The organism is Pseudoalteromonas sp. TAB23, from assembly GCF_000498075.1.
In the GTDB taxonomy this organism is placed as follows: Bacteria; Pseudomonadota; Gammaproteobacteria; order Enterobacterales; family Alteromonadaceae; genus Pseudoalteromonas; species Pseudoalteromonas arctica.
Genome location: NZ_AUTP01000316.1, coordinates 1 through 21,544 on the forward strand (window position 1 = coordinate 1; position 21,544 = coordinate 21,544).

General features: G+C 39.1%; 17 protein-coding genes and 1 tRNA gene. 9 read left to right on the top strand and 9 right to left on the bottom strand.

The genetic code is table 11. From position 1 onward, the window contains the following. A partial coding sequence (locus L654_RS0120660) for a TonB-dependent receptor (protein ID WP_024608939.1) occupies positions 1–1,553 on the top strand: 1,553 nt, incomplete at its 5' end. A 36-nt stretch (positions 1,554–1,589) separates the two neighbouring features. Here the strand turns inward: L654_RS0120660 and L654_RS0120665 are convergent. After that, positions 1,590–2,381: a helix-turn-helix transcriptional regulator gene (locus L654_RS0120665; RefSeq protein ID WP_024608940.1), complete on the bottom strand. Its 792-nt coding sequence runs from the start codon at positions 2,379–2,381 to the stop codon at positions 1,590–1,592. 106 nt (positions 2,382–2,487) lie between these two features. Here L654_RS0120665 and L654_RS0120670 point away from each other — a divergent pair, with 106 nt between their 5' ends. After that, positions 2,488–3,684, top strand: coding sequence for an MFS transporter (locus L654_RS0120670; RefSeq protein WP_024608941.1), 1,197 nt, complete (start codon positions 2,488–2,490; stop codon positions 3,682–3,684). Here L654_RS0120670 and L654_RS0120675 read toward each other — a convergent pair. From L654_RS0120675 to L654_RS0120695, 5 genes are all read right to left on the bottom strand, one after another. After that, entirely contained in the window at positions 3,673–3,894 is a 222-nt protein-coding gene (locus L654_RS0120675) for a hypothetical protein (protein WP_007581505.1), read from the bottom strand. The genes L654_RS0120670 and L654_RS0120675 overlap by 12 nt on opposite strands. A 101-nt stretch (positions 3,895–3,995) precedes the next feature. Then, positions 3,996–4,442 (bottom strand): Rid family detoxifying hydrolase, encoded by a 447-nt coding sequence (locus L654_RS0120680; RefSeq protein WP_024608942.1) that lies wholly within the window; start codon positions 4,440–4,442, stop codon positions 3,996–3,998. A 13-nt stretch (positions 4,443–4,455) separates the two neighbouring features. Beyond that, the gene (locus L654_RS0120685) at positions 4,456–4,869 is read right to left on the bottom strand and encodes a GFA family protein (RefSeq protein ID WP_010553118.1); all 414 of its coding nucleotides are present in this window, start codon (positions 4,867–4,869) and stop codon (positions 4,456–4,458) included. A 402-nt stretch (positions 4,870–5,271) separates the two neighbouring features. Continuing rightward, positions 5,272–6,558: an amidohydrolase gene (locus L654_RS0120690; RefSeq protein ID WP_024608943.1), complete on the bottom strand. Its 1,287-nt coding sequence runs from the start codon at positions 6,556–6,558 to the stop codon at positions 5,272–5,274. Between the two features lie 401 nt (positions 6,559–6,959). Beyond that, positions 6,960–7,949 carry a fatty acid desaturase gene (locus L654_RS0120695; protein WP_024608944.1) on the bottom strand — a complete coding sequence of 330 codons (990 nt, stop codon included), beginning with the start codon at positions 7,947–7,949 and terminating at the stop codon, positions 6,960–6,962. A 392-nt stretch (positions 7,950–8,341) separates the two neighbouring features. On the opposite strand from L654_RS0120695, the gene L654_RS0120700 reads away from it, so the two are divergent. Beyond that, positions 8,342–8,426: transfer RNA gene (locus L654_RS0120700), tRNA-Leu, on the top strand. Positions 8,427–8,665: 239 nt separating this feature from the next. On the opposite strand, the gene L654_RS0120705 is transcribed toward L654_RS0120700, so the two are convergent. The 3 genes from L654_RS0120705 to L654_RS0120720 form a co-directional block, all read right to left on the bottom strand. After that, positions 8,666–9,139, bottom strand: coding sequence for a VOC family protein (locus L654_RS0120705; protein WP_024608945.1), 474 nt, complete (start codon positions 9,137–9,139; stop codon positions 8,666–8,668). Between the two features lie 140 nt (positions 9,140–9,279). Further along, positions 9,280–11,352 (bottom strand): catalase, encoded by a 2,073-nt coding sequence (locus L654_RS0120710; protein WP_024608946.1) that lies wholly within the window; start codon positions 11,350–11,352, stop codon positions 9,280–9,282. A gap of 242 nt (positions 11,353–11,594) precedes the next feature. After that, positions 11,595–12,428: a mechanosensitive ion channel domain-containing protein gene (locus L654_RS0120720; RefSeq protein WP_010553100.1), complete on the bottom strand. Its 834-nt coding sequence runs from the start codon at positions 12,426–12,428 to the stop codon at positions 11,595–11,597. Positions 12,429–13,064: 636 nt separating this feature from the next. On the opposite strand from L654_RS0120720, the gene L654_RS0120725 reads away from it, so the two are divergent. From L654_RS0120725 to L654_RS0120765, 6 genes are all read left to right on the top strand, one after another. Beyond that, positions 13,065–13,451 (top strand): hypothetical protein, encoded by a 387-nt coding sequence (locus L654_RS0120725; protein WP_024590252.1) that lies wholly within the window; start codon positions 13,065–13,067, stop codon positions 13,449–13,451. A gap of 331 nt (positions 13,452–13,782) precedes the next feature. Continuing rightward, on the top strand, positions 13,783–15,651 hold the full coding sequence (gss, locus tag L654_RS0120730; protein WP_024608947.1) for a bifunctional glutathionylspermidine amidase/synthase: 1,869 nt from the start codon (positions 13,783–13,785) through the stop codon (positions 15,649–15,651). A 136-nt stretch (positions 15,652–15,787) separates the two neighbouring features. Further along, a complete protein-coding gene (locus L654_RS0120735; protein ID WP_007581464.1) occupies positions 15,788–16,156 on the top strand; it encodes a DUF2237 domain-containing protein in 369 nt (122 codons plus the stop codon). Between the two features lie 236 nt (positions 16,157–16,392). Further along, positions 16,393–16,917 carry a DNA starvation/stationary phase protection protein Dps gene (dps, locus tag L654_RS0120750; protein ID WP_010553097.1) on the top strand — a complete coding sequence of 175 codons (525 nt, stop codon included), beginning with the start codon at positions 16,393–16,395 and terminating at the stop codon, positions 16,915–16,917. 624 nt (positions 16,918–17,541) lie between these two features. Next, positions 17,542–20,394, top strand: coding sequence for a TonB-dependent receptor (locus L654_RS0120760; protein WP_024608948.1), 2,853 nt, complete (start codon positions 17,542–17,544; stop codon positions 20,392–20,394). 155 nt (positions 20,395–20,549) lie between these two features. Then, positions 20,550–21,544, top strand: a 995-nt coding sequence (locus L654_RS0120765) for a SulP family inorganic anion transporter (protein ID WP_024608949.1), incomplete at its 3' end; no start/stop codon positions are given.

The window sequence follows — 21,544 nt, forward strand, 5'->3', positions numbered from 1 at the left end:
GCTCGTACGGTTATACTCGCTACAAATTACGTGCAGGACAAGATTACGGCAACAGCGGCATAGGCATTAACGCAAGTGTTACCGACGATAGCGGTTACCGCGACGACGAAAGCGTAGAGCAACAAAAAGTAAATATTCGCCATCGCTATTCAAATAATAATTTATTACTTACCTCAGGGCTTACTTACACAAACCTAGATCAGCAAACTGCGGGATTTATTACGGGCTTTGAAAGCTATAAAAACGAAGACCTCGCGCAAAAAAACTTTGACCCAGACGCATTTAGAAAAGCACGCGCATTTAGAGCATGGAGCAATGCAACATGGCAATTAAATAACGACGATGTGCTCTCTACTACGTTATATTTTCGCGACCAAAACATGGACTTTTTTAAGCACTTTTTACCCGGCACACCGCTTGAAAAAAACAGTCAAACTGGTTTTGGTGTGCAATCGCTTTATCAACATAATTTACAAAGTAATATAAAAATAAACCTAGGGCTTGATGGCGAATACACGCAAGCCGACTTTACTCAAAGCCAAAATGAGCCCACTCAAGGTTCTGCATTTTTAGTTGCTACAGTGCCACAAGGTAAGCATTACGATTACGATGTAAACGCCACGCTTTATGCCCCTTTTGCATCTATTGATTGGCAATTAAATAAGTGGTTACTTACCGCAGGTGTGCGCTACGAGCATATGCAGTACGACTACACCAATAATATGCTTGCAGGTAGAACAAAAGACGATGGCACAGAATGCGGCTTTGGTGGCTNCTGCCGATACAGCCGCCCTGAAAGTGGAAAAAATAGTTTTAGTAATTTATCGCCAAAGCTTGGGGTTAGTTATCAGTACAATACAAATAACACGCTTTATGCAAACTTTTCTCGCGGTTACAGAGCGCCACAAGCGGCTGAGCTATACCAATTACAACGCGAGCAAACCACTGCAAATTTAAGCGCCGAAATAGCCAATAATGCAGAGCTGGGTATTAAAGAAATTTACGAAAAACTACGTTATGGCGTGTCACTTTACGCTATGAGTAAACACAATACGATTTACCGCGATACTGACTTTTTTACGGTAAATAATGGCAGCTCTCGCCATCGTGGTATTGAGCTTGAGCTTGACTACCAGCTCACCAAGTCGCTTGCGCTTAACTTTGCAGGCACTCACGCAAAGCATACTTATACTAACAACCAAATACTTAACGGTTTAAATATAAACGGTAACGGCATAGATACCGCGCCGCGTAATATTGCTAATCTTGATTTAACATGGCAAGCACTCAGCAATACGCAACTTGCTTTGCAATGGCATCGCGTTGGTAACTACTACACCGACCCAGAAAACTTAAATAAATACCAAGGGCATGATGTTTTAAGCCTACGCGCACAGTGGCAAGTTACTAATAACCTTGAAGTGCTTGCCCGCATTATTAATTTAACTAATGAGGCTTATGCAGAGCGCGCCGATTACACCAGTTTTACCGGCGACAGATACTTCCCGGGTAGACCTCGTAACGCGATGCTTTCGGCAACTTATACGTGGTAATGCTTATTTAAGAGCTAAACTGATTTAAAGGCTAAGCTAATTTAATTGATTTAAGTCGCTCATGTATTTCATGGGCGACTTTTTCATCACTTTTTTAAACATAGTAATAAATGCACTCACCGACTCATACCCTAGTAACTCCGACACCTGCTGCACACTTTGCTTATCTGAAAGCGCTTTTAGGGCTGTAATTATATGTAATTGCGTACGCCACTTTCCAAATGTCATACCGGTTTCTTTTTTAATTAACCGCGCTAATGTGCGCTCAGTTAATGCAAACTGCTTAGCCCATTGTGGTAGTGTTTTTCGATTGTTTGGCTTGTTTATAAGCTGATCGCTCATAGTTTGAATTACCTCGTTTTTAGATAATACAAAATCCAGTGGCTGTACGGGCATTTCAATAAGTTGATCAAACAACACCTGCGCTAAACGCGATGTTTTACTATTTAAAGTATAGTGCTGATTATGCCCAGCCAACTCACACATTAGCTCTTTAACCAGTGGCGTAATGGCTAACGTACAGGTATTTAGCGGCATACCGTTTTTACTACTATCTATAAATAAATGACAAAGCTGCGCGTTATCAGACGCCCTATTACTATGCACCTTTTGTGCTGGGATCCAAATTGCACTGTGCGTAGGCACCATCCACATTTTGGCCGACACTTCACACGTTACATAACCATGCAGCGCTAAAATTAATTGCCCTTTAGGATGGGTATGCAGTGGTATTTCGTGGCTTGCATGGGCATGCTCTATTTTGGCTATTATGGGCTGCGCCATAGTTTCAAAATTTTTAATGTCGTCCCAGCCAATTGCATCAAACATAGTTTTGTCTGTTTTTAGTTATTTAATGTCATTATCTCTAAATTATAGTTTTTGCTAAGCCTTTATACTAGCGCCCATTAAGTATTAGCTTTAATGGTCTTCCCTTTTGTTAAATAACACACCTAAATCACGCTTTGCTGGCATATTACTTGTGCTTGGCATATTACTTATTGCCGCAAATTTACGTGCAACATTTACAGGTATTGCACCTGTGCTTGAACAAATTATTAATCACTTTGGGCTTAGCGCATCGCAAGCTGGGTTTTTAACAACATTGCCACTCATTGCCTTTGCGGTTGTATCGCCAATGGCCGCAACTCTTGCTAAAAAGCAGGGGCTAGAGCGTACCTTGTTTGTGGCTTTGTTATTTATACTTGCAGGGGTTGCAGCGCGGGTAATAAATACCTCAGCCATGCTTTTTGTAGGCACCGCTATTATTGGTGTAGGTATTGCCATTGCAAACGTATTATTACCAAGTTTAATTAAGCGCGACTTTCCTGCAAAGGTTGCATTAATGACCTCAGCCTACGTGCTTACTATGGGCGTGGTATCGGGTGGGTTTTCCACTTTGGTATTTCCGCTTAGTCAGTTAAACGGATTAGGATGGCAACTTGCGCTGGGCTCATCAGCTCTTATTACTCTGGCGAGTATTATTGTATGGATCTCGCAATTAAGTAAGCACACAAAACCCGCGAGTATTGCTCAACACGCTGACACGTCAAAAAGTGTATGGCGCTATTTACTAGCATGGCAAATTACCCTACTGCTGGGCTTAAACTCATTCTTAAATTATATAATTATCACGTGGTTACCCAGTATATTAATCGAAACTGGCCAAAGTGCCACGCAAGCAGGTGCTTATCATGGGGCTTTTCAAATAGCGACTGCATTACCGGGTTTAATATTAATTCCGTTACTTGCCAAATTAAAAGATCAAAGCGCGCTTAGCTTTATTTTAGCCATGCTGAGTGCACTCAGTGCATTGGGGCTACTTTACATGCCTAACTTTGCTTTTGTTTGGACCCTAATGCTGGGCTTTTGCTCTGGGGCGTGTTTTATATTAGGGCTGTCGTTTATTAGTTTACGAACCGATGATTCGCAACAAGCAGCGTCGCTTTCAGGTATGTCGCAAAGCGTAGGTTATTTGCTCGCGGCTATTGGTCCTATGCTAGCTGGTGCATTACACACTACAACAGGCAGTTGGAGTGCGCCATTATGGCTGTGTGCTATTGCCGGAGTACTGTGTGCATTATGTGGTTTAGGCAGTGGTAAAAACACCACTTTAGCTAAATCAGCTAACTAGCTGCTGTAACCACGAAAATAAACCAGACGAAGTTTTGTTGCTCGTGTGTTTTTGCTCATAGCGTTTATTAGTTGCTTCACGCTGTTCACGGCGCTCTTGCGCTAAATTAGCCTTTGCAGCAAAACGTAAACGCTGTTCTTGAGTAAGCTCATCATTAAAACTAATGGCTGTTTTTTTAACTGCTCGGCTGCTTTTAGGTGAACTACACATAATATTTCCTCTGTTATGTAACTACTCAAATAGACAGCCTTTTTGTATATAAAATTTCAAAAGCAGTATTACTTTTTAGAAGTAATACTGCTGAGTATCAACTAAACAGCACCTATACACTCAACTTCTACTAAAGAATCAAGCGCTAACGCCTTTACAGCAAAAGCACTACGTGCAGGATACGGCGCACTAAAATACTGAGTATAAATAGCATTAAATGCTTTAAAGTCATTTATGTCAGTTAGCATAACCGTACATTTAACTATGTTGCTCATGCTGTAGTTATGCAGCTCTAAAGTGCGTTTAATATTTTCAAGTGTTTGTTTAGCCTCGCCTTCAAAACCGCCTGTAGCCAACTTACCTGTTACAGGGTTAACACCTATTTGCCCCGACATATAAAGCGTATTACCGGCTTTTACTATTTGCGAAAATGGTAAGTTAGAATTAGCTTTGCCTGCATTTAAAAAGTCGACATTACTCGAAGCTGCAAATGCACTGCCGGTAATTAATGCGCTTGCTAAAAAAGCGGTTTTTATCAGTGAGTTCATTACCTGGCTTACCTTATTTTTGTGGTGTGGTTTCAAATGAAGGCACTTGGTGTAATTCGTTAAGCCAATTAAGCGTCGATTTAGACCAAATTTGTGCTGTTGGCGTAAACTGATCACGCTGATCAACCGCACCAATACGCAAGCCATATACACGGTCAGCTTTAGCTTCGTTAGTTGCATATAGTGTTGTACCACATGTGCCACAAAAACCTTGCGCACGCTTGTTACCACTTTGAGCTGTTTTAACAAACTCTTTTGGCTCACCTTGGGTAAATACTACCGAGTTTGGCTCTGCAATTATAACGGCTCTAAATGGGCCGCTCGACATACGTTGGCAATCGCTACAATGACAAACAAGTGCATTGTTATTTTGAGACTTTGCCTGGTATTTAATTTCACCACAGTAACAGCTTCCAGTAATTTCCATTATTTAAATCCTTAATGCTTATGAAGATTGAATCGAGATATAAGACCGGCAATATCGATTCATTATTTTTAAAATATAAAAAAACTGCTCGCCGGTTCATTTGTATATTCGGTTAGATTTTTAATTTTTGAGAGTGATTTTCAACGTTGAGCAAGTGCTACAAACATGATCCGATGTTTTAAATAAAACAGCAATACCACGTTAAGCTAATAGCGTAACGTGGTGCGTCTAAATTATTTTCATACCAATTCGCTTAATTAAGTTGTCTATTTTGAGGTAAGAAAACCGTGTCGATAACAAGGCAAAAAATTCGTTATTTAGTTGTTCTATATGAGAATTTTTTAACGAAGTTAACGTGCGGTTTAATCCCTCAAATTGATTATGTATTATTGCGAGTTGGTATTAATGTGCGTTCAAATAATCAATGGCTAATAGACTAAGCGCCTTAGTGCCTACTTTAAACGATGATTCGTCGGCATAAAAATAAGGGGAGTGATTACTAGCCACTGTATTTAAATCTTGCTCACTAGGTGTGCCGCCTAAAAATACAAATACACTCGGCACTTCTAATGCGTAAAACGAAAAGTCTTCTGCGCCGGTTATTTTTCCCATTTCAACTACGTTTTCATTACCCGCTGCTTTTTTAAGACTAGGTAACATTTGCGCGGTTAGCTCTGCGTTATTAATCGTTACCGGATAACCTTCGTGAATGTGTACCTCTGCAGTAGCACCTGACGATTTAGCAATGTGCGTGGCTGTGGTTTTTATTTTTTCAAATATTTGTGCACGATTATCCATATCAAAGTTACGAATTGTACCCACCATTTCTACTTCTTCAGGAATAATATTATTGCGTACGCCTCCCGCTATTTTTCCAAACGAGACAATAGCGGGCTCTTTGGTAATGTTAATTTGGCGACTAACAATATGATTAACGCCAGTTACTATTTGCGCGGCAGCAGCAATAGGGTCAACCCCAGTCCACGGTGCAGAGCCGTGTGCCTGCTTGCCATGTACAATTATTTCAAATCGGTCTGCACTGGCCATTGCAGGGCCACTTCTATAACCAATTTTACCGCTGTGCAAACTAGATGTTATATGTAACCCAAAAGCAGCTTCTGGTTTGTATTGTTTAAATATGCCTTCTTTAAGCATTAGCTCAGCGCCACCCTCTTCCCCCTCTGGCGCACCTTCTTCTGCAGGCTGAAATACAAACATAATATTACCGTGTAGCTCATCTTTCATGTTTGCAAGCACTTGTGCAGCGCCCATAAGCATGGCCACGTGCGTGTCGTGCCCACAAGCATGCATTATGCCTACATCTACACCACGGTAATTAGTGGTTTTAGTTGATTTAAAATCAACATCGGCTTTTTCAGTAACTGGCAGCGCGTCCATATCTGCACGTAGCATTACTGTTGGACCAGGCTTTGCGCCTTTTAATAACCCCACAACGCCTGTATAAGCAATCCCCGTTTGTACCTCCATACCCAGCGACTTTAAGTGCTTAGCTACGATACCTGCTGTGCGGGTTTCGCGATTTCCAAGCTCAGGGTTTTGATGAAAATCACGTCGCCAATCAATAACCTGTTGCTCTATCTTTTTAACTTGCTGATCAATGTTTGCATTGGCATTGAGCGCACTAAGGGCAGCAAAGCCCAGCGCTATTGAAATTAGTGATTTTTTCATCCTGTTTGTCCTTATTATATTTATTGGTTTTATAATATTGATGAGCACGAGCCCTTATGTATTATTGAGAACATAATTAGTTCGCTCTATAACCACTATTACTGAAGGCTCTACAATAATCAATCCCATTTAAGCTAGATGCCCAACTATGGGGGGCCACTTCACTTTTCACTGGTTTTATCTATTTTTAGTTTGAAGATTTAGCGCTAATTAAGCCTACCATTTTTGTTTTTATTGATTTAAAAATGGCATTGAATAGTCAACCAACGCACGTAAAGTGAGTTTTAATAAGCGCGGTGGTGGATAGAAGAAGTTAACGAGTAATAGGCTTGGTACATAATTGCTATTCAAACTATAAAATAAGAATAGCAATGTAGAACATCCCCTTATGTTGGGGGTAATTATTTAAATGCGTTAGCATTTTTTATGCTGTCAAAATCGTTAAAGCGCACGTTGTGTTGCGCCATTACTTTAAGTATTTTTTCACTTAGCATTTGACGTAAATAAAACGGCTGATTTGGCACAAAATGGTGGATAGTATGCGTTTTACCAAAGTTAAAACAAAACAAGTGAAACGGCATAAATAAACGGCTCGTTAGTACATGAGTTTGCTCAAGCATGTTATTAACGCCGCCATAGTAATGCATGCTTGAGGTAACAAAATTAAGCGAGCTTGAGCGAATAATATTAGGCACAATGAGCACAACCATTAAAAACTCGAACACATTCATTGTACTTAACAACCAGCTAGGCGAATTTAGTGAAAGTGGTATAAATAAATCAACAATATGAAATACAATAACGCTGTATAAAACAGCAAAATACGCAGTCGCTATCGGAAATCCCGCATTAAAAACACTCGAAAAACTAAAGCCATTAATTTCTTTTCTAAAACGTTTAGTAGAAATAACTAACCCTAATAACCCATCTACAATAACTAGCGCACGTAAAAATGGATTTTTAATACCGTTACCCACCAAGCGTTCTTCTAGGTCTTGTTGTGTGCCTGAGGTTTTGTGATGGTGTAAATGCATTTTACGTCGGTACCATGGGCTAATAGTATTTGGCCGCATTAACCATACTGTCAGCATCATAAAATTATGCATGAAAGGCTGATTACTAAAGTATTGTTTATGTATGAGGTCGTGCTCTAACTCATGGGAAATAGACGCTGCAATAGCCGCAAGTACTATACATACCCAAGCAGGTATGATGCCTAAATAATATAAAACACCAACACCAATTAATGCGCTAAGCGATAGCAATAAAATAATTAACCCTAAGGTATTTTGATGTGCAAGTAATGGGTGCTTTTGACGAAGTAATGCTTCCTCTGCCTTAATTGCTTTCACAATCGATTGAATGTTCTGTTTGGCACTTAATTGAGTCATATATAATGTCTTAAAAACCTTGTTGTACAAATAATACCTGAATTGATCGCAACATCGGGATAAAGCAGGAATAATTATTGTAATACGATTAACTATTATCAATAGTTCAATTGCTTATTTATTCAATCGCATAACAAATTTAATAGCACTCATAACCCAAAATATTCGCTTTATATATCAGCCCAAAAAGACTTAAAAAAATTACCTGTGGAGTACCCTTGCTATAAACGATTAATTATCAACCAGTTGTTTATGCAAATAAAAGAAAAGGCTTGCCGCCCCCTCTTTTATTTGTATAATGCGGATACAGAATAAGAGGTATATAAGTATCCTTTTTATTTTAAGTGGTTTTTCTTTATCTTTTTATGCTTAAAAGATTAAAGAAAAATTATGCCAGCGTGATGAAATTGGTAGACATGGGGGATTCAAAATCCCCTTCCGAAAGGAGTGCCGGTTCGAGTCCGGCCGCTGGTACCACTTTTTGAACCTCAGCTAATTATTGGCTGAGGTTTTTTTATGCCTAAAATTTAACTAGTAATTTATACCAATTCGCTTAATTAAGTGAGCTATTTTGAGGTAAGAAAACGGTTTCGATAACAAGGCAAAACCTAGATGAGCTGAAGCAAAAGCCACAGGCCACAAGCCACAAGCCACAAGCCTTCCATTAAAGCCATCAACGTAATTAGAAAGGTACATAAATCTAATTAGCATGCGAGTTATGCGTCTTGCTCTTGATTTGTTATATTCCCAATTCGATTATTTAACTCTTCGTCACTAACATCTTCTTTGTGTGTACCAATGATCCATATATGACCAAATGGGTCTTGTATCGTGCCGGTCCTATCACCACAAAATTGGTCATGTACGGGTCTTATTTCTGTTGCACCAAGCTCAATTGCTTTTTTAAATACGGTATCAACATCTTCAACATAAAGCATAAGGCTTAGCGCTGTACCACCGAGTTCTTTTGGGCTTTTTAAATGTTCTTCAGAACCAATATCTGAAAGCATAATATGCGAATCACCAATTATTATTTCTGCATGGGCTATTCCACCATCAGGTAAAGGCATTTGCATTACGTGTTCAGCACTAAATGCATCACAATAAAAATCTATCGCTTTTTGTGCGTCATTCATAATTAAATATGGTGTAACTGAATGAAACCCTTTTGGTATTGCCGAAACTGACATAGTGATCACCTCGCTGTTGAATCCATGTTATTAAAACTGATTTAAATGCTGTCTGTAATAAGCACTAAAGTTTTTAAATAAAGGTCAGATTGACTGACCTTAAAACAATATATAAATTAAATAATAGCTCTAATAAATACTTAGCGCTGCCAAAAACGTAAATTACGTAATGACTCTATAAATGCCTCGCCCGATACGGTAGCTAAATCAATCCAACCATCATCTGCTTTGTCATCAAGCCCTGCGGCTTTAAATAATGGCTTAGCCTCACTTGTAAAACCTATGTATTTCATATGTGCATACGCATCACTTACAAAGTCTTTAGCTTCTGCAATAGCAGCTAGTTTTTTAGCTCCATCTTCAGTGGTGAGTACAAGTACCGCATCGTATAAAACCGATGGACCACCATTAATAACCTGATCAGCTTTAAAGTGCTTACCTTTACTGCATTTGGCACCGCCAACTTGTGGGGCAATAATTTCAAAGTTTGCGCCTTCACTTTTAAGTGCATTGGTAACCGATTCAAAAATTTCTGCATTAAAGCCATCACTCACTAAAATACCTAATTTGCGGCCTTTGAAGGTGTTGGGCGCATTTTTCAAAATACTTAACGCATCAGATACAGGTAAGTCTTTACGTGTTGGCATAGCAGCTTCAGCTGGGTCTGGCATTTCTTGCAAGCCAAGTCCTTCGGCAACTTTATTTGCGAGGGTTTCGTCAATATTTAACAAGTGCGATACCAAACGTTCTCGTATTGGTAAATGCTCAACTTTAGACAGCTCAAACACGTACGCAGATTGAATATGCGCCTGCTCTACCTCTGTTTGACTTAAATAAAATTGACGGGCTTGACTGTAATGATCGCTGAATGTTTCTGAGCGATAACGCAGTTTATCACCGCCGCTTACTTCAGGCTCGCTTGAGCTTTTAAAGCCATGTACTGGGCATTCGCGCGGGTTGTTTTCGTCGCCGCTCCATGAGTTTGGCTCATAATTAACACGCCCTTTTGGATTGTGCATTGCCATGTGGCCATCTTGCTGAAAATGACGCATTGGACATTTAGGCGCATTGACCGGAATATGCGTAAAGTTAGGACCACCTAAACGCTTAGTTTGAGTATCTAAGTATGAAAAGTTACGACCTTGCAGTAGCGGGTCGGGTGTAAAGTCGAGCCCCGGTACAATGTTTTGAGTACAAAATGCTACTTGCTCTGTTTCTGCAAAAAAGTTGTCTACAACACGGTCAAGCACCATACGGCCAACAATTTGCACTGATACTTGCTCTTCAGGTATAAGCTTAGTGGCATCAAAAACATCAAATTCAAATTCATCAGCAAATTGCTGATCAAACACCTGTACACCTAGCTCCCACTCAGGGAAGTCGCCATTACCAATAGATTCCCACATATCTCTGCGATGAAAATCAGGGTCCGCGCCGTTTAATTTAAGCGCCTCGTTCCACACAACTGATTGCATGCCGCCTTTTGGTTTCCAGTGAAACTTAACGTATTTTTCATCACCTTTGGCATTAATAAATTTAAAGGTATGAACGCCAAAACCTTCCATAAAGCGTAAAGAGCGCGGAATAGCTCTATCAGACATTGCCCACATAACCATGTGCATTGACTCAGGCGATAAGCTCACAAAATCCCAAAAGTTATCATGTGCTGTTTGCGCTTGCGGAAAACCACGATCTGGCTCGGCTTTAGCTGAATGAACTAAGTCAGGAAACTTCATCGCATCTTGAATAAAGAATACCGGTATATTGTTACCCACTAAATCCCAGTTTCCTTCTTGAGTATAAAATTTTACCGCAAAACCACGTACATCACGTGCTAAATCTGGAGACCCTTTATTACCTGCAACTGTAGAGAAACGAGTAAATACTGGGGTTTTTTCACCTTTTCGCTGAAAAATATCTGCACAGGTTAAATCTTCAAGCGTGTCGTAAGTTTCAAAATATCCGTGTGCACCATAGCCTCTAGCGTGCACTACACGCTCAGGAATGCGTTCATGATCAAAGTGAAAGATCTTCTCGCGCATTATGTGATCTTCTAATAATCCTGGGCCACGCTTTCCTGCACGTAATGAGTTTTGATCGTCACTTACAGGGCAGCCCTGCGCGGTGGTCATGGTAGGGTGTTCATCCGACGCTTTTTGATGCAATTCACCGCCATGCCCTTTATTACCTGAGTATTTAAATGATTCAGCCATGTTTAGTCCTTCATACAGTTTGATTTAATGGGTCAATAGTTTTTATGAGCTTTAAAACTAAAAGCGACTATGCAAATGCAAAATAAAGACCAGCCATCTAACCTAGTAAAAAAGGACTGTACAGATAACAATGTAGTATTTGAGGTGGTTTATAAAAGAAAAAGTTACACAGGTATGTAACTTTTTCAGACAAAAAAAGAGCACTTAAAAGTGCTCTTAGATTTAAATCATTTTAAATTTAGTTAATCTTTGCTTTCGTTAACTAAAATAACTTTACGATGTGGGAAAGGTATTTCAATATTATTTTCATCTAGTGCTTTTTTAATTAACTCTGGCACAGTGTAAAGAATATCGAAGTAATGCTCGCCCTTACAAAAAGGTCTTACTAAAAAGTCTACTGAGCTGTTGTTAAGTGTTTCTACTTCAACAAAAGGAGCTGGATCTTTTAGTATGTGTGGGTGCGCTGCAAGTACGGCATCTATAACTTTACGTACAGCCGTTGTATCTTCACCGTAAGCAACACCAAAATGCATATCCACACCACGAATTGGATGATGTGAATGGTTTATAATTTGCGCGCCCCAAATTTGACTATTTGGAATAATAACCTGTTGGTTATCGAATGTTTGTAAAATAGTAGTAAACATATCTACTTCTGTTACTTTACCAAAACGCCCTGCTGCCTCAATAAAGTCATTCACTTTATAAGGTCTGAAAACAAGCAACATAACGCCCGCTGCAAGGTTCGACATTGCACCTTGTAACGCCAAGCCTATAGCAAGCCCCGCAGCACCTAGCAAAGCAATAATAGAGGCTGTTTGTACACCAAAGCGATTTAATACAGCAATAATAACGAACGCTAATATGATGTAGCGAGCCATGCTGCCTAAAAAGCGAAAAAGCGTGTCATCAAGATGAGTGTATTTATGACACAAGCCAATAATTAAATTGCGTACTTTGCCTGCCAACCATAAGCCCGCAAGTAAAATTGCAATCGCCAGTAATATGTTGGTTGCCCACGTAATTGCAGCGGGTAAATATTGATTAATATCAATGTTGTTTATTATGTCTTCCATTGTTTTTCCTGTTTTAAAAACTTTTAACTAGGGCGTGTTGCTCTTTGTGGATTGAAATTTGTTCAATCTAGGGGCGATTAAATCGCGGCGCGAGGTTTGTAACCTAGTGGGCTAAGTAAAAACCGAGTAACAAAGAGTTAATCGTCCCTAGAAAGAACCCTTTGGGCAGCGCATGTTTGGTATTTATGCTGCGTTATCGCCTATTTATGAGGAATAACCGCACTACGTAGGCTCTGCCTTGCCTAAAAACCAAACATACTGCTGCAAATTCAACCACCAAGGAGCAACACACCCTGACTTCAATCCATACTAAGCGCAATAGTTTAACAAAAAATTAACTAAAGTACGACTATAGGAGTAATTTAAAACATAAAGAAAGAGCGTTCCCTCAAAACATGTCATCGCTCACGTAAATCTTTCAACACATAATTTTGCTTTAACCCTTGGTCTATAGCTTAAATAATTCAACTTTAACTAGTTCATAAATAAAGCTAATACCCGAGATAAATCTCGGTTAACTCTCTTAATTTTCTAATTACTACTGGCACTCATCTATAAATTTACCGATAATCTCACCTAAGCGCGCATATATTGGCGAGACAACACAATTGGATGAAATTAAAACAAAGGATTATTATGAAAAAGTACTCAATTTTACTTACAGCGGCAGCACTTACTGTACTTGCTGGTTGTTCAACATCTGTTGCAGTAAGAGACTTTGAACAAAACCCTATTCCACAAACATCAACAATTACCAACAGTGAAGCTGACGTAGAAAAAGGTATTCTAAAGGCATGTATTCAGCTTGGTTGGAAGTGTACGCCTATGAGTGAAGGTAAAATAAAAGGTGTACTGGATATTCGCACACACCAATTAACTGTCGATATTGCATATGAAAAAACGGCATACTCAATCAACTATAAAGACTCTATTAACTTAAACTACAACGGCAAAAAAATTCACCGCCAATATGTTAATTGGGTATCAAACCTAATACGCCATATAGATGCTGAAATGATTTAGCAGCGCGTTAACCTGCTTTACATATTATAAAAATCACTAAATATGAATAATAAAAGTGGAGAAGTTACCTATAGCTTCTCCATTTTTTAGTTGAGATTTAAACAGTAATAATCACTTCAAAAGTATCAATAACTTTCAAACAGTTACAAGTCAAAAAAGCACCAAACCTAACACTATTAGTAAAAGTACTCTCCCGTATTTTCACTCTTTAATGAATGAGTAATTTTTTACTTATCCCCCTTCGTAAAAACATATTTTATATCTTGCTATAACGCAGTTTCGCTCATATAGTCAGCAAATTATCACACCTTTATTTTGAACATCTTTGTTTATGAAATCTTCTGCTCCTGCTAGTGATTTTGGTACCTTATTAGGTTATGCACCTGGTAATGTTGCTGTGTATTCATCTGATTATGATACGGCTGACGAAAGCATTTATCCTAATCGTAGCGCCTATCGTAGTTACCTTGATGGCATTTATATGGGCTATAAATGGCAATGCGTTGAGTTTGCACGTCGATGGATGTATCTCAACCATAGCTATATTTTTGATGATATTGCTATGGCTTACGATATTTTTGAGCTGCGTTCAGTGCGCGATGTAAATAGCCAAAACAGATTGCCACTAAACGCGTTTAAAAATGGTGCAAAACATCATCCTCAAGTAGGTAGCTTACTTATATGGGAAGAAGGCGGCGAGTTTGAAGAAACAGGCCATGTTGCTGTCGTTGTTGAAGTGCATAAAGATAAAATACGTCTTGCTGAGCAAAATGTAGGGCATCAAATATGGCCAAAAGATCAAAGCTGGTGTCGTGAGCTAAAAGCAAAAGTAACTAAAGATGGCGACTATTGGATTGAGTGCTCTTACAGCGACGCCACTATTTTAGGCTGGATGACACAAACTGATGAAACAGAATATGCTGAGCCAACGTCTGAGCTAAACACTGATTTATTTATTATAGAAGCCCATAAAGCAGTAGATACAGGCCAAGCAAACAAGTCATGGTTAAATATTGCGAATGACGATGAAGCTGCCTACGTAGAAATGATGCAAGGCCATAAACTTACATCAGTAGCTGAGGATCAGCATAATTACTTTGCGATATCTCAAACGGCGCAGCAAAGCATTGAGCATGCAACAAATGAGCTGCATGGCTTATTTATGCATGCAACCGACTATGTACTGCAGCACCCTGAGTTATTAAAAAAGTTTAATTTACCCGATGTTGTGATTAATAAAATTCGCCAATCGTGGGATAACCGCTTAAACCAATTAATTACCAGTCGGTTTGACTTTGCTTTAACAGCAGCAGGTTTAAAAGTTTACGAATACAATTGCGATTCGGCATCGTGTTATATGGAGAGCGGCAAAGTTCAGGGTAAATGGGCAAAACACTTTGGTGTTAAAACAGGTGTAGATGCAGGCCAAAATTTATTTAAAGATCTCGTAAAAGCATGGCGTAAAAGTGAAGTAAAAGGTCTTGTTCATATTCTGCAAGATGATGAACCAGAAGAGCATTATCACGCATTATTTATGAAAGAAGCCATTGAAGCCGCGGGCTTTGAGTGTAAGTTAGTAATTGGCTTAAGCACACTTCGCTGGAATGAATCAGGCAACATAGTAGATGCAGATGGCGCACAACTGAGTTACGTGTGGAAAACGTGGTCGTGGGAAACCGCACTTGATCAAATTCGTGAAGAATGTGAAGCCGACCAATCATTAGGTGATAACTTTGAACCACAATTCAAAATTGGTGAAACGCCACGCTTAGTCGATGTACTGCTGCGTAAAAACGTGATGGTATTTGAACCGCTGTGGACATTGATCCCAAGTAACAAGGCTATTTTACCAATACTGTGGAGTTTATTCCCTAATCATAAATATTTACTTAATACCGCGTTTGAGCTTAACGACGAGTTATTACAAACCGGTTATGTAGTTAAACCAATAGTAGGACGTTGTGGTGCTAATATTCAACTTGTTGATGAACAGCAGCAAGTTATAGAAAAAACAATGGGGCACTTTGCCGAGCAAGACCAAATATACCAACAACTATTTGCACTGCCTAAAGTAGATGACTACTTTGTACAAATATGTAGTTTTACAGCCGCCGGAAAATACTCTGGTGGTGGCGTACGTGTTGATAAAAGCATGATCATAAACGGCCATAGCGATTGTATGGCACTGCGTATTAAATAAATAATACTAAGCCCGCAATTTTGCTGCGGGCTTAAGTTTGTGTAGACCCCCTTCCCTCTTTTAAGTTTTATAGCTATCTCAAGCGAGTTACTCCTGATAGAGTAAATTTATTAAACACCACAAACTAAGGTATTTCATGGCGAATCAATTTAATGTACTTGGCACACGTTTAAAACTATGTTGCGGTAATGGTGGCTACACACGTGAAGGATTTTGTTATGTACCAGAATCAGATCTTGGCAATCACAGTGTGTGTGCAATTATGACTGACGAGTTTTTACAATTTTCAAAATCACAAGGTAACGACTTAATAAGCCCAAACCCTCTTTACGATTTTGAAGGTTTAAAAGCCGGTGATAAATGGTGCTTGTGTGCAGTAAGATGGCTTCATGCTATTTCAGCAAACGTTGCGCCACCAGTGGTACTTGAAGCTACAAATAAAAAATCATTAGAAATAGTGCCGCTCGATGTTTTAAAAGCGCACGAATATATAGCCAAAGTTTAAATACACTTAAGCGCTATTAGATTAAAGTCTGCAGATTTTACAAATGTATGCAGGCTTTTCAAAAATTCAATCACCCCTCCAGCCTCTAAAATCTTAAATAAAAACATAACCACATGTTTTTAAATCACTTTTAAAAACAATCAACTTACGGCATAACAGTTGCTTCATTAAGTTTAAGTCATGCTCATAACGCAACATATTATATGAGCAACACATTACTTAATGTAGGAGAAATTATGAGTAACAATAACGAATCAAACAAAACAACTAAATTTACCGCGCCAGGTATGAGTGACGAATCAGCTCAAAAAACAATAGCTACGCTAGATAACCGCATGGTTGCATTGATAGATTTACAGCTTACTTTAAAGCATATTCACTGGAACGTAGTGGGACCTAACTTTATTGGCGTACACGAAATGATAGACCCACAAGTAGACATTGTGCGCGAAATGACAGATACAATTGCAGAACGAATTGCGACTCTTGGTGGAGTGCCCGTTGGTACGCCTAAATCAATTGTAGATCGTCGTACATGGAACGAATACTCAGTAGGTAAAGGGTTAGTAACCGAGCATTTAGCCGCACTTGATAAAGTATACAACGGCGTTAATGGCGATCACCGCAAAGCAATTGAGACTCTTTCTGAATTAGATCCGGTGTCTGAAGATATGATCACCAGCCAACTAGCTGACCTAGAGCAATTTCAGTGGTTTATTAGAGCCCATTTAGAATCATCTACAGGCGAGTTAAAAAGCTAATATATTTAATCTAAGAAAGCCCAGCATTAATATGCTGGGCTTTTTTTTGCGCAAAAATCACTCTATTTATAATCATATATAGATATGTATCAGTAAGCTTTAATACAAAATTCATATAAAAACAATAGAAAATTGGTATTACCAAAACAAATAACCAAAATAAAATTGAATGATTTTATACTCCTTACTATTTCGCAAATTTATAAGCCATACCCAACCTTTAATGAACATCTCATTATTTTAACATCACTTAAAAAACAAACTAAATACGTATAAAAGTACGGCATAAAATTTAAAAACAGCACTAAAAAGTGTATTTAATAGTACAAATAATATAAAAAAACGCCTTTGGTAAACATACTTCAATAAAACTCATTCAAAATATAAAAAATAAAAATACACCATAAGCCATTAAATTTATTAAATATAAGCAAAATAAAAGAACACTTTGTAATACACATTGTGAATTTTTGGTAAACAAAGGTTGTAATAAAAGCTGAATTGGACTAATTTCAACCACACCACCTGTATGACACGCTACAGGGAAACAGCAGTTAAATTGGTTAACCAAACCAAGTAACAACACACACAATGACGTAAGTCGTACCCAAACGGGAGAGATACATGAAACTCAATCAAATTACTTCAACATTAATTAATAAACATAAAAGAAGTAGCTCTACAACAATCAGTGCAGCAGCCCTTTTATTAATGGCTTCTTCTACTATTNCCGCCGCTATGCTTAAGCGTACTGACGGACGTATTGTAGATGCGATTGTTGCTGAAGACATTGGTAAGTTACCTGATAATAATATTGCAGAAGCACTGCAACGTATTACAGGTGTATCTATTAATACCGATTTTGGTGTGGGTGACAGTGTTTCGATTCGTGGCTTACCTCAAAACCGTGTTGAATTAAACGGTCGCTCTACTATTGGCGACTCTCGTGACGGTATTAGCTTACAAGATTACCCATCAAGCTTCTTAAAAACAGTAGAAGTAGTTAAGTCTCCTACTGCCGATATGATTGAAGGTGCATTAGGCGGAACAGTTAGCTTAAAAACAGTTCGCCCATTAGAGTTAGATAAACTAACTGGCGCAGTTTCATTAGATGGTGAATACGCAGATAAAACAGAAAAAGTAGCGCCTATTTTTAGCGGTTCACTTGGTAACAACTGGGACTTTGACGAAATGGGTACCTTTGGTGCCATTGCTATGTTTTCGTATCAAGATCGTGAAATTCGTCAAGATGAAACGTCTAGCCGTGTTAAACCTCAAGACATTGATATTAATGGCCAAGAAGGTAATACACCAAGTGGCAACGCTATCGTACGAGACGAGCACAGTGTTGAACAATATGTAGAACAACGTAAACGTACTGCTGTAAATTTATCACTTCAATGGGCACCGCAAGCTGGTAATGGCATGGTGTATCTAGATTTAAGTGGCACTAAACGCTCTGGTGAGCAAAGTGGTAACTCTATATTAGGTGTTGCGGGTTCGTTATCAACAGATGCAAATACAACTCAAGATGCTAACGGCGTAAATAATTACACGCTAACAAACGAATTTGGTATCCCTAAAACATACAGTGACTTTCGTGAAACTGACTCGTTTTCAAATGCACTTGGTGCAGAGTGGAACCTTACTGACAGTATAAAAATCTCTGGTGAAATTGCAGTAGCATCATCAGAAAGCGTAAGACCTGATTCTGAATTTACACTTCGCCCAATCGAAAAATCAACATTTGAAGCAAGTGGCGGAACTCAGCTAACAAATCATTTATATGATGGTGCATTTTCTCAAGACGGTAATAAATTACCAAGCATCATTCATTCAGATCCAAATGCATTTACTGACCCACAAAACTTAGCACTACGTACGTTCAAAAGTGAAGATAGAAGAACAGACAATGACGAAACAGCTATTCGTTTTGACGTTGAAATGTTTGAACCTCTCAGCAGCTTAAGCTGGGTATCTAAAGTAAAAGCAGGTGTACGTGTTACTAACCGCGATTACGAATATGAGCAATACAAAGTAGAAATTAAAGACATTTACAAAAATGCATTTAACGACTCAGATGGTTCATTAGCTACTTTATGGGTTGATGACTACAACGCTGCTTTTTCAAATAGCTTCACAACAGTTAGACACGACAACTCTTTTGACCAATTAGGTCATTCGGGACAAAATGACCTACTAACGTTTTTAAGCTACAACGGTTTATCTAACCCTGCAAATACTTACGCTCAACTTCAGCAGTTACTTGCAGGTACTAACCTAGCGTCAACGGGGAGTCTTTCAGATAACCAAGAGTTCCAAGAAAGCGCATACCGTAACGTAGTTGAAGATACAGCTGCTGTGTACATATCAGCGTACTTAGACTTTGATAACATCACTGCGATTGTGGGTGGTCGTTATGTGACTACAGATTTAGAATCAAGCGTATTTCTTAATGGCGAAAAAGTAACTGGTGACAATGACTACAGCGACTTTTTACCAAGCTTAAACGTTACGTATAACTACTCAGACGAAACATTATTCCGCTTTGCTGCTGCAAAAGTTATGCGCCGCGCTGACTTTAGCGAGCTAAGCCCTGCATTTGACGTTAATAACGACATTACAGGTGCAACGCAAGGCTCTATTGATTTAGAACCATACCGTGCAACGCAATACGACTTATCTGTAGAGCATTACTTTGATGAAGGTAACGTACTATCTTTCGCAGTATTTTATAAAGATGTTGAGTCTTTCTTAAGTAACGAAAGTAGCTGTGTAGCAGCATCAAGCACTTCAACAGGTCAAAACGTAACTCAGTGGAACCAAGTATGTCAGCTTGACGTTGCAGGTGTATCTCAAGACAACCTAGTTTACTCAGATGCGACTGACTACCCTGTAGATATAGATGGCTTTAACCATGTTGCAGGCTTGCGTGACGCAGGACTAACGGGTATTGATACAGTTAAAAATGTAAACGGTGAAAACGGCTCAGTACAAGGTTTTGAAGTTGGTTACCAACAGTTCTTCACAAGCTTACCGGGTGCATTTTCTGGCTTAGGTGTTAATGCAAACTACACGTATGCAGACAGCGAACAACCAAACGGCAACCCATTATTAGATATTTCTAAAAATACGTACAACTTACAAGTATTTTGGGAATACGAAGGGTTCTCTACTCGTATAGCTTATAACTACCGTGACAGTTTCTTAGATACTGAAAACGAGAAACGCGTAGAAAATATTAACTCAGACGGCAGTATTTCAGCAGAAGGCACTGTTTACGGTAATAACTACCGTGACGACAGAGGCCAGTTAGATTTCTCTGCAAGCTGGGATATTAACGAAAACATTACGCTAGTAGGTAATGCGACCAACTTAACGGGTGAGCCTTCAATCTACCTATCTGAACTAGGTGGTGCTTGGAAGTACACTGAAGCGGATCGCCGTTACAGCTTTGGTATTCGCGCTAAATTTTAATTTTCCCTGGAAACTAAAGCCTGCTTTTATGCAGGCTTTTTTACGTCTATAAAAAAGTGGCTTTATATTACGTAAAAAACACTCCCTCCTAGCTATACTTATTTGAATATTAAATTTACTATCAAAACGTTGTAACTATTAGCAAGGATACTGAAGTGCTGTCGCGTTTATATAATTTTATGCCGGGTTTAGATACATTGTTGCACTATGAGCGACAATGGTTTGCTGATGATGTAAGAGCGGCGCTATCAGTAGCTGCTGTTGCCTTACCGGTTGCCATTGCTTACGCACAACTAACCGGTGTTAACGCTGCTGTAGGGTTATATTCTTGCATACTGCCAATGATGCTATATGCGCTTTTTGGCACTTCTAAACAATTAATAGTCGGCCCTGATGCCGCCACCTGCGCCGTTATTGCAGCAGTAGTAACACCTCTTGCTGCAGGTGACAGCTTTAAGCATTGGCAACTTGTTGTCACCATGACCGCTATGACCGGCTTTTGGTGCTTTATAGCCAGTAAATTTAAGTTAGGTGTATTAGCCGACTTTTTATCTAAACCTATTTTAATGGGCTTACTAAACGGCGTAGCTATCACTATTATTGTGGGTCAATTTTCTAAAGTATTCGGTTTTACCTTTCATGAGCGCTACTTACTTGAACGCCTAGGTGGTGTACCCACATATCTAGCGCAAACACATGTTCCCACCTTACTAATGGCTTTGTTAACACTGGCGATTTACTTTGTCATGAAGCGCATAAGACCCACGTGGCCTGCATCTATGTTTGCCATTGCTTTTGGTGCGCTTTTAGTATGGATTTTTGATTTAAAACAACTTGATATAAAAACTATTGGCACCGTAACTGGCGGGCTTCCCGTTTTTAATACCCCTGTTTTTGATTTAGGGATTATTCGTGAGTTAGTGGTCCCCGCACTTAACTTAGCCATCGTGAGCTTTGTTAGTATGATGCTAACTGCCCGCAGCTTTGCTGCTAAAAATGGCTACGACATAGACGCCGATAAAGAATTTAGAGCGCTAGGTATTGCCAATATAGCGTCAGCTCTTTCGCAAGGTTTTGCAGTCAGTGGCGCCGACTCACGCACCGCTGTTAACGATGCAACGGGTGGTAAAACGCAGTTAGTATCAATAAT